This window comes from Flavobacteriaceae bacterium HL-DH10 (genome assembly GCA_031826515.1).
Lineage (GTDB): Bacteria > Bacteroidota > Bacteroidia > Flavobacteriales > Flavobacteriaceae > Thalassobellus > Thalassobellus suaedae.
Window position 1 is genome coordinate 1,157,133 of the sequence record CP134536.1, and the last position, 13,038, is coordinate 1,170,170.

The window sequence follows — 13,038 nt, forward strand, 5'->3', positions numbered from 1 at the left end:
TTTTATAGTACATTTGAAAAACAATATATTATTATGAAATCTAACTTTTTATTACTCACCCTACTTATTTTCATAAGCTGTAAAGCCCAAAACACACCATTATACATTGGTACTTATACAGATGGTTACAGTGAAGGTATTTACAAATTAGATTTCAACCAAAATACTGGGCAACTTAGCAATCTGCAATTAGCTATTTCTACCCAAAACCCATCATTTATTACATATTCCAGAAATAAAAAATACATCTATGCCGTAAGCGAAAGCTTAGGAGGCTCCGTTTCTTCATTTAAAATTCGAGAAAACGGACATCTCAAATTTTTAAATAAAGTGAGTAGTAATGGCGAAGGTCCTTGCCATATTTCATTAAACAGACAAGGAAATAAAGCTGTAGTTTCAAATTACCGTGGCGGTAGTGCTTCTATTTATAGCATTGCAAGAGACGGAAAACTTAATGATGCTACTCAAATTTTTAATTACAACACAGACGATAAGGTATCGCATGCCCATTCTGCCCAATTTTTTAGAGATGAATTATATATAGCTGATTTAGGCATAAACGCTCTATACCAATATAAACTTAAAGGCGATACATACGAATTAGCATTACCTACTATTGTTGAAATGACAGAAAACCCGGGACCTCGTCATTTTACAATAACAAAAAACGGTCTATTTATATACATTATAAATGAATACGGAAATTCCATTACCTCGTTTAAAAAAACAGAAAACGGATTTGAACAAATTGATTATGACACTACTTTAGATAAAAACTATGAAGGCAATAATTCCTGCGCCGATATTCATTTATCTAGGAACGAACTTTACTTATACGGATCTAATAGAGGTGAAAACTCCATCGTAGTTTTTAAAAGAAATAAGTTTAATGGCACGATTCAAAAAATCCAAACAGTGCCTGTTCATGGTGACTGGCCAAGAAACTTTACACTAGATCCTTCTGGAAAATTTTTATTAGTAGCAAACCAAAAAAGTCAAAATATTTCGGTTTTTAGTATCAATTCATCTACAGGAAAACTTTCTTTTTTAAATGACGTAAAAGTACCAAGACCTGTATGTTTGTTATTTTAAAAAATTATGGCAATCAATTTAATTCAAAAGCAAAATAAAGCCTTGATAATTAAAAAAATATAGTATCTTTGCGCCCTCATTAATAACCGAGGTCGAGAACCTCAAATAATTAATTATTATGCCAGTAAAAATTAGATTACAAAGACATGGTAAAAAAGGGAAACCTTTTTACTGGATCGTTGCAGCTGATGCACGTTCAAAAAGAGACGGTAAATACTTAGAAAAATTAGGTATCTACAATCCAAACACAAACCCACCAACTGTTGAATTAAACGTTGATGGCGCTGTAACATGGTTGCAAAATGGTGCACAACCAACTGATACAGCAAAAACACTTTTATCTTACAAAGGTGCTTTACTTAAAAATCACCTTGCAGGTGGTGTTAGAAAAGGCGCTTTAACTGAAGAGCAAGCTGAAGCTAAATTCACAGCTTGGTTAGAAGAAAAAGAAGGAAAAGTACAAGCTAAAGCTGATGGTTTATCTCAAGCTGAAGCGAAAGCTAAAGCTGATGCTCTAGCTGCTGAAAAAGCTGTTAACGAAGCAAGAATTGCTGCGGCAGCTCCTGTTGCTGAAGAAGAAGTTGTTGAAGAAGCGGCTCCTGAAGTTGAAGCATCAAACGAAGAAGAATAAAAAACAATAATTTTTTTATACTTTTAAACTCCGATATTAATATCGGAGTTTTTTTGTGAAATAGTATTTTGATTTGCAAAATATATTATTGAACAAATCCCGATGAAAATCGGGATCTCACAATTATTAATACTTTTAAAGATCCTGAAACAAGTTCAGGATGAAAAAAATTAGTTTTCAATGAAAAAAGAAGATTGTTTTTATTTAGGGAAAATTGTAAAGAAATACAGTTTTAAAGGTGAAGTTTTAGCTAAATTAGACACAGATCAGCCAGAACTTTATGAACACTTAGACGCTATTTTTTTAGAATTAAAAAATAACCTCGTGCCTTTTTTTGTTGAAAGTTCACAATTGCACAAATCAGAATTACTTCGTATAAAATTTGAAGATGTTGACGAAGAAGCAGATGCCGATGCTATTATGAAATGTGGTTTATATTTACCCTTAGACTTATTACCTAAACTAGAAGGTAATACGTTTTACTTTCATGAAGTGATTAACTTTACTATTGAAGACGTTAATTTTGGGAAAGTAGGTATTATTAAAGCTATTAATGACTCTACAGCCCAATCCCTTTTTGAAATTGACAGAGAAGGTGTAGAAATCCTAATTCCTATGAATGACGAATTTATAGTAAAAGTCGACAGAGCAAACAAAACTATTTTAGTGAATACCCCAGAAGGGTTAATCGACTTGTATTTAGAATAAAAATTAAGCGAGCCGCATCGCTTCTGCCTCTCTTGTTATATGATGTAACGAAGATTCAATACAATCGCGTTGTTTAATTAAAAGTTTACAAAGTGATAAAGGCAAGTTCATTTCCATCAGAAACTCGTTATATTCATAAATACTCAATTGCATCACATTATTAACTTGTCTAAATAAGTCAACATCCTTATCATAACGCAATATTTTTTTTAAATTCAACTTTGTTAAATGATTTCTTCTATTTAACATGATAGAGTCATCTATCTTTGTTTCCAATTTCTTTGATTCATTTTGCAACATCGTACAAAATTCGCTTCTCTCAATCTCTTTTTCTTTAAAAAAAGATTTTAAACTACTATCAACATCATCATATTGTATTTTTGAAAATATTTTTTCTACTTCATGATTCATTAATAACAAATCATTTAATTTCATTAAAATTTTATCGTATCGTTTTACCCCCAAACCATTAAGTATTTTTATAATCTAATATACGCTAATTATAACTCAATCTGGATGTCGATAGTATATTATTTAACATAGTTTATCCACATTTAACATTTTATTTATACTATTGTCCTAATTCTCAATACAATTTCATGTCTAAAAAACCTTTTGTTTTCAAACAATTTAATGTAAACCAAGATCAATGTGCTATGAAAATCGGTACCGATAGTGTATTGCTTGGTGCTTGGACTTCTATTGAAAATAACCCTTTTTCTGTTTTAGATATTGGAGCAGGAACAGGTGTACTATCTCTTATGCTAGCACAACGCTGCTTCGCAGAACTCATTGATGCCATTGAAATTGATGATAACACCTATGAACAATGTGTCGATAATTTTGAACAATCTACGTGGGGAGACCGTCTTTTTTGTTATCATGCTTCATTAGAAGCGTTTGTAGAAGAAATTGAAGATAAATACGATCTCATTATTTCTAATCCGCCGTTTTACTCCGAAGATTTTAAAACTGAAAATACGCAACGTGATTTAGCTAGATTTACCGATGCTATGTCATTTGAACATTTAATTGATAGTGTTTCAAAACTGTTATCTGAAGACGGTATATTCTCTGTAATTATACCTTTTAAAGAAGAAGTTGCATTTATTGAAATCGCTTCAAATTACCATCTTTCGCCCAATAAAATACTCCGTGTTAAAGGCAATCCAAATTCAGAAATTAAAAGAAGCCTTTTAGAATTCTCTTTTCACAAAAGCCACATAAATGTAAATGAGTTAATTATTGAAACAGAACGTCACAAATACACTGCAGACTATATAAATCTTACCAAAGATTTTTATTTAAAAATGTAACTAATTCCGTAAAGATTAATTAAATTTGAGAAGGTAAAATGATAAATTCTTAAAAAAAATAAGGATTTCTAATTATTTCACTAAAACCTTTTAATTTAATTTAAATGAAACCAGATTTATTTGAAGCACCAGATTATTATAATCTTGACGAATTATTAAGTGATGAGCATAAATTAGTTCGTGATGCTGCTCGCGCCTGGGTAAAACGTGAAGTCTCACCAATTATAGAAGACTATGCTCAAAAAGCAAAATTCCCTAAGCAAATTATAAGTGGCTTAGCTGAAATTGGTGCATTCGGACCATACATTCCTATGGAATATGGCGGTGCTGGTTTAGATCAAATTTCCTATGGGTTAATTATGCAAGAAATAGAACGAGGAGATTCTGGTATTCGCAGTACAGCTTCGGTACAATCTAGCTTAGTTATGTATCCTATTTGGAAATATGGTAATGAATCACAGCGCCAAAAGTATCTACCCAAATTAGCTAGTGGCGAATGGATGGGTTGTTTTGGTTTAACAGAGCCAGATCATGGTAGCAACCCAAGTGGTATGGTTACTCATTTTAAAGATATGGGCGACCATTATTTATTAAATGGAGCTAAAATGTGGATTAGCAATGCGCCTTTTGCACAAGTTGCGGTAGTTTGGGCCAAAGACGAAAACGGACGTATTCATGGTTTATTAATAGAACGTGGCATGGAGGGCTTTACCACTCCTGAAACCCATAACAAATGGTCGTTACGAGCAAGTGCTACAGGCGAACTTATTTTCGATAATGTAAAAGTCCCTAAAGAAAATTTACTACCTAACAAATCTGGTCTAGGTGCGCCTTTAGGTTGTTTAGATTCTGCTCGTTATGGCATTGCTTGGGGTGCTATTGGTGCCGCTATGGACTGTTATGATACAGCTTTACGCTACAGCAAAGAACGTATACAATTTGGAAAGCCTATTGGACAATTTCAACTGCAACAAAAGAAACTTGCTGAAATGATTACCGAAATTACCAAAGCTCAACTTTTAACATGGCGTTTAGGTGTTTTACGTAACAATGACAAAGCAACATCTGCGCAAATATCTATGGCAAAACGCAACAATGTAGATATGGCTATTAATATTGCCCGTGAAGCTAGACAAATGCTAGGTGGTATGGGAATTACAGGCGAGTATAGTATTATGCGCCACTCTATGAATCTTGAAAGTGTTATTACCTATGAAGGCACTCATGATATTCATTTATTAATAACAGGTCTTGACATTACTGGATTAAATGCTTTTAAATGATTTATCTTTTTTAATAAAGAGATCATTAATCGTATTCGCTAAAAAGCTTAATATCTAAAATGAGGTTCTATGGCATAGAATCGCTATCTAAATACCCCTTTTCAAAAATCTTTATAACTAAAATTTAGAAAAAAAGTGACTTTCGACAGGTTTTAAAAAAAAATCATACCTTAAATTTGTCGCTTACAAAAAACATTCAACCTTTTGAAACTATGCAAGAATCAAGAAAAGACATTGTTCAATTTATTAATTTACAGTTAGCGGCACTAGGCCAACCTATTTTTAAAGATAGTGATGACAGTGATGAAAAATTTTGTGACCCAAAATTCGAATTACTGACCACTGAATTAATAAAAAGTATCCGTCAAAAATCAAGATTATTGGCAGATCACCATTGCCCCGCAGATTCAAGAATTCAAAACTTTATAGATGATTATTTAAAAGAGGTTTCAATTAATAAATCATTAAAAATACCTAATAAAACATTAATATTATCTAAAAAAGGTCATGCTAGAGAGGTAAGCCTACCACCTAATGGAAATTTATTTAAAAGTGATTTAGTTACAACCAATAGAGTTAAACAAGGGATTTTAAATAATCCATTACATGATAAAAGAACAACAAAAGGCACCTTTCATATTGTTGAAGGATCTTTACCAGTGCCACTAGATAAAAAAGAGGTTCCCAAAATCACGTTTGCACACCTTTTAAACGCAGCGTTTAACCCATCTGATGAATTAAAAATATTGCCATTTACTGCCAATCAAGAAGAGAAAGCAAAAACAATGGTATCAATGTTATTAAGACCTATCGTTTGCCCAGAAGTGCCAAACGTCATTTCTAAAAAATCTTTAGAAGTACGCTTTTTTGCGCCTGGAAATTTAGTGAGTAATTTGGATTTTGTGGAATCTATTTTCGGGAATGCAGGCAATCCTAATTTAGCTTTAAATGATGCAGCATTAGACACAGAACATTGGATAGGCCACACAGGTTGTATTGTTTTAGCTCCCCAATTAATAACACTAAAGAAGAAAGATGTAGGACTACCTCATTTTGATGAGGCTACAGAGCGTCAAAAAAGAGATGGCATGTTCTGGAAAGACGCCAACGAGTTATATAATGATGGTGGTGCTTTTAAAATTACATGTAGAGACGACAGAGGTGTGGTAATTACCCTAATTGCAGATAATTATTACGGGTATTCTAAAAAAGAAATTAAAACACAAATTAGTTATTCAGCTAATTTATTTGGCTTAGTTGAAGAAGAACATGCTGGAGGAGCAATGGCTTTTGCCAGAAGAGTAATGGGAGACACTCTAGACGGTAAAGATTACTACGAATTTAATGATGGAAAACATACTTTTGAAGATGTTAAAACACTGCTAGGGAATAATATTGATATAATGCCTGAAAATTATGCAGTAGATAAAAAATATCCTAACATTATATACATTCCAGAATTTTCATATGTAAACACAAACACCAATAGTATTACCTGGGAACATGATGGTAAAGAACAAAAACTAACCATATCGCCATACAAAACATATATACATCCTACTGGAAATAAATTTAGATTAGAAAAACATAAAACCATTAATTTATGGCGAATAGTAGATACATTTGCAGAAGGTGTTTTTTGCCATAAACCATGTACTGTTTCGGGCGGCGGAAAGTCTGAAATTTCAAAGTCTATGCAAAACGCAATTACTTACAGCACATTTAACATTCATGATATTGATGAAGACTTTAAAAAAGCAGATGAAATAATAGAATTTAACTATTCTACACGTTGGAAAATAAAAGACCCAAACCGACCTAAATCTAGACATTTTTTAAGTGATGATAGAACACTAAGTTCGGCGGTAAAACTACTAACACCTTCAAAAGAAAACTCTGATGAATTCAACGAATTTTTAAGTAACATTCCGGTACATATCAGATCATTAGTGCTTTTTGTAAAACGATTATACAGACAAGCACATGGTGCATTAAACTGGAAAGATTATATGTCTGTAGAAATAATCAATGGACAAAAAGGAACAGGTCTTTTGTATAATAACACTCCAGTAGTTGGTAGTTATGTTCGCATCGGGTTCAATCAAAAAGGAAACTGGATGTTAAATAAATTAAGATCTGATTTTTCTCCTTGTGAAAAAATTCAAACCGAAGATGATATTACTGCTTCAATAACATTACCAAGAGAACAGATAAAAAACTTAAATCCAGAATTTAGTAATAAAAGTGTAAAAGTACTCACTAACTGTGAAGCGCATCTATTTCAAAGACCTGATGAAGCTGTTGTAAGAGGCTATGATAAGAATGCAGAGTTAGATATTATTTCAAATGGTCGTTTTTTAACAAATTATGAATTATTAAAAAAAGCAGATGCTATAGCCATTTATGAAGACACTATCAACTTCGACAAATACACACAACCAGTAAAAGACTTCATTACAAACATAGTAAATAGTGCTAATGATGAAGAATATTTTGTACTGCCATCGCATACCAGAATTGTGAATGGAGAACCTACTGCAAACCCTCGATATTTGGAACCAAGTAGACATATTGAAGAAACTGAGGAAAGTTATTTAGCAGATACAGGTATAAGATTACTTAGAAAAATAAAGTTCGATCAACCAGTTGTTCATGTCGTAAATGCCGTTCTTCCTGGCAGAAGAAATAACCCTGTTGATAAGGCCGCAGGAATTCGTCCATTGGCAGTGTACAACCCAATTCATTACCAAGAAACTCCAGAATTGTTTATGGACTTTATTTGTAGTTTAACAGGTAAGTCGCCATCAACTACAGGAGCAGGTTCTGAGGGCGCCTTAACCAAGGCTCCATTTAATATGCTAACACCAACTACCGATTTAAATAATGCGTTATTGTCGCATATTTTAACAGAATCAAATGGTTTTAGTACTGCTGCTGGATATGTAGGTGCAGAAAACAAAATAGATCATGATGTTAGTTTACTTATTCCAGAGATTTGGGCTCGATTGGAACCAAAAGATAGAGATCCAAAAAAATTAATACAAAATGGATCTTTAGAAAAACTTGAAGATTTTGAACATAACGGCCAAACTATATTAGCAAGTCGTTTAGGATATAGAATTACCAAAACATTTTCATTAAGATGCTTAAATCGTTTATTTGACGAACCTACTGCTGTTTTTAATGAAAAAATGTTAAAACCAGAATTACAAGGTTTAGAAGATTATGTAGACGGTATAAATAATATTGTTGAAGCTCAAGAAAAAGTAGCATTAAGCTATTTTGAAGATGGCAGTATTGAAGCAGCTATTCCGCCGTTAAAAATATTATTACACATCATGGCATATGGTTCTTATGAAGGAAAAAATATTAACGATCCAGAATTAAGAACGTATTTTGACAGAGACTATGTCATTAATAGTGATTGGTATAAAGAACGATTGGAAATAAAACAGAAAAAAGATATTTGTTTTTACGATTCTCAAATAGCATATTTAGAAACATTTATGAAAAACCCAAATAATGACGCTTTAGTTTCTGAAATGAAAATTAAAGAACAATTAGATACTGTAAAAGAACGTTTTAATAGTGTAAAATCTAATGATTACATAAACCGTCTAGTAGGAACTATAGGAGCCGACCCTTTGTATCATAAATAAAACACAATAGTAGTTTTTGTAAATAAAAAGCGTTTCAAATTGAAACGCTTTTTATTTACATTTACTTTAACTCTATCTGTTTTCATCTCAAAAAGAGATTAGATTTATAAAGCTATTAACTCTCAGGGGCAAGTTCCACCTCAAGACCTTCCATTTCAGGCGACATTTGTATTTGACAACCTAAACGCGAATTGTCTTTAACATCAAAAGCTTCTGAAAGCATAGCTTCTTCATCATCGCTCATTTCTGGCAATTCTGTATCACTCGTTACGTAACATTGACAAGAAGCACACATAGCCATACCACCACAAACTCCAATAGTACCTTCTGGGGCTAATTCATAAGACCTTACAACCTCCATAAGATTCATAGCCATATCTGTTGGCGCTAGCAATGTATGTGCTACACCATCTCTATCTGTTATTTTTATTGTAATATCTGACATTCAAAAATTTTAAGACGCAAAAATAAGTAAATAATTTGAAATAAACTATTAATCCTACTAAATTAGTAGACTATTAAAAATATCAGTAAACATAATACCTGAACAATAATTTGTAAGTTATTTTTTAACTAAAAATTGTTAATTCTAAATTTTAAAGCTAACATAAGTCATAAAATTGCCTGAGACAATAGATTAATTTTACAGTATGAGTCTTTTAGGTTAATTAAATGTATTTATGAATTCTCAACCATCAAATAAAAACACATTTATACATGCTGGTATTGTCTCCAAAATTGGAGACGAATCGGTTGTGGTTTCTTTAGAGCAAAATATTCATTGTGAATCATGTCGAGCTAAAGCTGCTTGTGGTATTTCAGAATCTAATACCAAAGAAATTGAAATAATAAACCCAAATGATTCATATAAAATTAATGAGCATGTTAATGTGGTTTTAAAAAAAGCACTTGGCTTTAAAGCTGTGTTTTGGGCTTATGTTTTTCCTTTTATTTTAATGTTTCTTACTTTAATAATAGCATCTATTTATTTAAAAGAATGGATTGCTGGAATCTTATCATTACTCATATTAATACCTTATTATCTCACGCTCTATTTTTTAAAAAGCACGTTAAAAAGTGCCTTTAAAATTTCCATATTAAAAATATAATTAAGCATGTCTGAATCTGTTTTATATAGTGTTTTCTTATTAGCTTCCTTGGGAATCATTGCAGCTATTGTTCTGTATGTAGTCTCTAAAAAGTTCTATGTTTATGAAAATCCTTTAATAGGAGAAGTTGATAATTTATTACCAGCTGCCAACTGTGGTGGTTGTGGATCTCCTGGTTGTAAAGCTTTCGCTGAAAAACTAGTAAGCTCTGAAGATATTTCAGATCTTTTCTGTCCCGTTGGAGGCAACGATGTTATGAAACAAGTTGCTACGGTTTTAGAAAAAGAAGTTGCCGAAAAAGACCCTACGCTAGCCGTTTTACTTTGTCAGGGTAGCTGTGAAGTGAGACCAAAAACTACCGAATATCAAGGCCCTAGAAACTGTGCCATATCTGCAATGATCTATAGTGGAGAAACCGATTGTCAATATGGTTGTTTAGGCGATGGTGATTGTGTTGCAGTATGTAAATTCGACGCCATGTACATGGATGAAACTACTGGACTTCCCGTAATAATTACAGACAAATGTACATCTTGTGGTGCTTGCGCTGAAGCTTGTCCGAGAGACATAATTGAAATGCGTCCTAAGCACAAAAGGGATTTAAAAATATTTGTTGGCTGTTTAAACCAAGACAAGGCAGGTATTGCAAAAAAAGCCTGCGATGTTGCTTGTATAGGATGCTCTAAATGTGAAGATATATGCCCAAAAGATGCTATAGACATGTCGAATAACTTAGCATATATAGATCCTGTAGCCTGTACTTTATGTAGAAAATGTGTCGATGTTTGCCCTACACACTCTATTATAGAAACAAATTTTCCGAAGAAAAAAGTGAAAAAGGTTGAACCTAAAGTTGAAAAAGCAGAAGCAAATGTTGAATCTGATAAAATAAAGACCGATGCTTAAAACATTTCCAAAAGGCGGTATTCATCCACCAGAAAATAAAATAACGTCATCTAAAGGTATTAAAAAAATGACAGTACCTAAAGTTGTATATGTTCCCATATCACAACATATAGGTATTCCTGCCGAAATAATTGTTAATGTTAAAGACAAAGTAGAGAAAGGGCAGGTTATTGCAAAATCTGGCGGATTTGTTTCTTCTAACATACATACTCCTGTAGCTGGAACAGTTACCAAACTAGATAAAATAATAGATACCAGTGGCTACAAAAAACAATGCATTGTTATTAGAACTGATGCTAAAAATGAAGCTAATTTTGAAGAAATTGAATTCCCTTTAAAAAAGGAGATTATTCTTGAACCTAAAGACATTTTACAGAAAATAAACGATTATGGTATTGTTGGTTTAGGAGGTGCTACATTTCCTTCTCATGTAAAATTAAGCGTAAAAGAGGGAAACATTTTAGACCACCTTATTATTAATGGTGTAGAATGTGAACCGTACTTAACAGCAGACCATCGTTTAATGCTTGAAAAAGCTGAGGAAATTATAGTTGGCATCCATATTTTAATGACTGCTTTAAAAATTAATAAAGCTATTATCGGTATTGAAAACAACAAAAAAGATGCTATAAATATCTTTAAAAAACTAACTCAAAACGATCCAAAAATTCAAGTTGCTGCTTTACAAGTTAAATACCCACAAGGCGGCGAAAAACAACTAGTAAGAGCCCTATTAAATAGAGAGGTTCCTAAAAACGGATTACCATTAGACGTTGGTGTTATTGTACATAATGTTGGAACCATTTACGCTATTTATGAAGCCATTCAGCATAACAAACCATTAACAGAACGTGTGGTTACGGTTACAGGAAAAAAATTAGAAAATGCTTCTAACTACTGGGTTAAAATAGGAACTCCTATTAAAGATTTAGTATCTGAAGTTGGAGGCTTACCAGAAGGTACTCGTAAAATAATTAATGGCGGACCTATGATGGGAAAAGCTATTAAAAACCTAGACGTCCCAGTAACTAAAGGCACTTCAGGCATCTTGGTTATTCATGAAGATGAAGCAAGCAGAGGTGAACCAAAAAACTGTATTCGTTGTAGCGAATGTGTAAATGTTTGCCCAATGGGATTAGAACCGCATCTTTTAATGAATCTTTCAGAAAAAGGGATGTATGAAAAAGCTTCTTATGAAGATATTATGACTTGCATAGAATGTGGTTCTTGCAGTTATGTATGTCCTTCACACAGACCCTTATTAGACTACATAAGATTTGGAAAAAACATTGTTAAAAAGTTAAATACAGCTAAAAACTAACTATGAGTAATCAATCCATAATTGTATCGGCGTCTCCGCATGTACACTCAGATAGAACTTCTAAAAAACTCATGTATGATGTGGTTATAGCATTAATACCTGCATTTTTAATTTCTATATATGTATTTGGAATTAGTGCATTAATAGCAACAACTGTAGCAATTGCCTCGTGTATGTTGTTTGAATATCTTATTCAGAAATATCTTTTAAAAACAGATGTCACTATAACCGATGGTTCTGCTTTAATTACAGGGATTTTATTAGCATTTAATTTACCTGCTACCTTACCAATCTGGATGATTATTGTTGGTAGTTTAGTTGCCATTGGCGTTGCAAAACTATCCTTTGGAGGCTTAGGATTCAATATTTTTAATCCAGCTTTAGTAGGACGTGTATTTTTACTCGTATCATTCCCAGTACAAATGACCATGTGGCCAACAGCTATTGAAAACAACACCAAACTTGTAGATGCTGTTACAGGAGCAACGCCACTTGGTGTGATAAAAGAAGGTCTGCAATATGGCGAAACAATGACTGAAATTAGTTCGAAAATCCCTTCTACTATCGAGATGTTATTCGGATTTACAGGAGGATCTTTAGGAGAAATGTCGGCAATAGCTTTACTATTAGGAGGCTTATATTTAATTATACGAAAAGTTATTACTTGGCATATTCCAGTTACACTCTTAGCTTCTATGGCAGTTATAACAGGTGTTTTCTGGCTTATAAACGCAGAGCAATATGCCAACCCAATAATTCATTTACTTTCTGGTGGTGCTATTTTAGGAGCCTTTTATATGGCAACCGATCTAGTAACAAGTCCTATGACAAAAAAAGGCATGATCATTTTCGCCATTGGTATTGGGTTAATTACTGTTTTAATACGGCTTTTTGGAGCCTATCCCGAAGGTATTTCGTTTGCTATTTTAATCATGAATGCCTTTGTGCCATTAATCAATAAATATTTCAAACCTAGAAGATTTGGAAATAAAATAAAATCTAAAATCGTGTAA

Annotated in this window: 12 protein-coding genes; 10 read left to right on the forward strand and 2 right to left on the reverse strand. The window is 32.7% G+C overall.

The genetic code is table 11. The features are described 5' to 3' along the window. Positions 1 to 33 precede the first annotated feature (33 nt). The 3 genes from RHP49_05115 (at position 34) to rimM (ending at position 2,431) form a co-directional block, all read left to right on the forward strand. Complete coding sequence (locus RHP49_05115; protein ID WNH13634.1) at positions 34 to 1,092, forward strand: lactonase family protein; 1,059 nt, start codon at positions 34 to 36, stop codon at positions 1,090 to 1,092. Between the two features lie 118 nt (positions 1,093 to 1,210). Further along, entirely contained in the window at positions 1,211 to 1,723 is a 513-nt protein-coding gene (locus tag RHP49_05120) for a 30S ribosomal protein S16 (protein ID WNH13635.1), read from the forward strand. Positions 1,724 to 1,903: 180 nt separating this feature from the next. Beyond that, positions 1,904 to 2,431 (forward strand): ribosome maturation factor RimM, encoded by a 528-nt coding sequence (gene rimM / locus RHP49_05125; protein ID WNH13636.1) that lies wholly within the window; start codon positions 1,904 to 1,906, stop codon positions 2,429 to 2,431. 3 nt (positions 2,432 to 2,434) lie between these two features. Here the strand turns inward: rimM and RHP49_05130 are convergent, their stop codons facing one another. Continuing rightward, positions 2,435 to 2,896, reverse strand: a complete 462-nt coding sequence (locus RHP49_05130) for a hypothetical protein (GenBank protein WNH13637.1) — start codon at positions 2,894 to 2,896, stop codon at positions 2,435 to 2,437. Positions 2,897 to 3,030: 134 nt separating this feature from the next. Between RHP49_05130 and RHP49_05135 the strand changes: the two genes are divergently transcribed. The 3 genes from RHP49_05135 to RHP49_05145 all read left to right on the forward strand — a co-directional run bounded on the left by RHP49_05135 (position 3,031) and on the right by RHP49_05145 (position 8,689). Beyond that, the gene (locus RHP49_05135; protein ID WNH13638.1) at positions 3,031 to 3,747 is read left to right on the forward strand and encodes a methyltransferase; all 717 of its coding nucleotides are present in this window, start codon (positions 3,031 to 3,033) and stop codon (positions 3,745 to 3,747) included. A 104-nt stretch (positions 3,748 to 3,851) separates the two neighbouring features. Then, a complete protein-coding gene (locus RHP49_05140) occupies positions 3,852 to 5,030 on the forward strand; it encodes an acyl-CoA dehydrogenase family protein (protein WNH13639.1) in 1,179 nt (392 codons plus the stop codon). Positions 5,031 to 5,242: 212 nt separating this feature from the next. After that, positions 5,243 to 8,689, forward strand: coding sequence for a hypothetical protein (locus tag RHP49_05145; GenBank protein WNH13640.1), 3,447 nt, complete (start codon positions 5,243 to 5,245; stop codon positions 8,687 to 8,689). A 115-nt stretch (positions 8,690 to 8,804) separates the two neighbouring features. On the opposite strand, the gene RHP49_05150 is transcribed toward RHP49_05145, so the two are convergent. Further along, positions 8,805 to 9,134 (reverse strand): 2Fe-2S iron-sulfur cluster-binding protein, encoded by a 330-nt coding sequence (locus tag RHP49_05150; protein ID WNH13641.1) that lies wholly within the window; start codon positions 9,132 to 9,134, stop codon positions 8,805 to 8,807. A gap of 235 nt (positions 9,135 to 9,369) precedes the next feature. Between RHP49_05150 and RHP49_05155 the strand changes: the two genes are divergently transcribed. The 4 genes from RHP49_05155 to RHP49_05170 are packed head-to-tail and all read left to right on the forward strand — an operon-like array spanning position 9,370 to position 13,038. Then, positions 9,370 to 9,798, forward strand: coding sequence for a SoxR reducing system RseC family protein (locus RHP49_05155; protein ID WNH13642.1), 429 nt, complete (start codon positions 9,370 to 9,372; stop codon positions 9,796 to 9,798). 6 nt (positions 9,799 to 9,804) lie between these two features. Beyond that, on the forward strand, positions 9,805 to 10,704 hold the full coding sequence (locus RHP49_05160) for a Fe-S cluster domain-containing protein (GenBank protein WNH13643.1): 900 nt from the start codon (positions 9,805 to 9,807) through the stop codon (positions 10,702 to 10,704). Continuing rightward, positions 10,697 to 12,025, forward strand: coding sequence for an electron transport complex subunit RsxC (gene rsxC, locus RHP49_05165; protein WNH13644.1), 1,329 nt, complete (start codon positions 10,697 to 10,699; stop codon positions 12,023 to 12,025). Before RHP49_05160 ends, rsxC begins: the two co-directional genes overlap by 8 nt. A gap of 2 nt (positions 12,026 to 12,027) precedes the next feature. Then, a complete protein-coding gene (locus RHP49_05170) occupies positions 12,028 to 13,038 on the forward strand; it encodes an RnfABCDGE type electron transport complex subunit D (protein ID WNH13645.1) in 1,011 nt (336 codons plus the stop codon).

Excerpts from the sequence above, each read along its gene's own strand:
- RHP49_05150 (WNH13641.1), bottom strand. The coding sequence starts at position 9,134 with ATGTCAGATATTACAATAAAAATAACAGATAGAGATGGTGTAGCACAT.
- RHP49_05120 (WNH13635.1), top strand. The coding sequence starts at position 1,211 with ATGCCAGTAAAAATTAGATTACAAAGACATGGTAAAAAAGGGAAACCT.
- RHP49_05145 (WNH13640.1), top strand. The coding sequence starts at position 5,243 with ATGCAAGAATCAAGAAAAGACATTGTTCAATTTATTAATTTACAGTTA.
- RHP49_05135 (WNH13638.1), top strand. The coding sequence starts at position 3,031 with ATGTCTAAAAAACCTTTTGTTTTCAAACAATTTAATGTAAACCAAGAT.
- RHP49_05170 (WNH13645.1), top strand. The coding sequence starts at position 12,028 with ATGAGTAATCAATCCATAATTGTATCGGCGTCTCCGCATGTACACTCA.
- RHP49_05115 (WNH13634.1), top strand. The coding sequence starts at position 34 with ATGAAATCTAACTTTTTATTACTCACCCTACTTATTTTCATAAGCTGT.
- rimM (WNH13636.1), top strand. The coding sequence starts at position 1,904 with ATGAAAAAAGAAGATTGTTTTTATTTAGGGAAAATTGTAAAGAAATAC.
- RHP49_05140 (WNH13639.1), top strand. The coding sequence starts at position 3,852 with ATGAAACCAGATTTATTTGAAGCACCAGATTATTATAATCTTGACGAA.
- RHP49_05155 (WNH13642.1), top strand. The coding sequence starts at position 9,370 with ATGAATTCTCAACCATCAAATAAAAACACATTTATACATGCTGGTATT.
- RHP49_05160 (WNH13643.1), top strand. The coding sequence starts at position 9,805 with ATGTCTGAATCTGTTTTATATAGTGTTTTCTTATTAGCTTCCTTGGGA.
- rsxC (WNH13644.1), top strand. The coding sequence starts at position 10,697 with ATGCTTAAAACATTTCCAAAAGGCGGTATTCATCCACCAGAAAATAAA.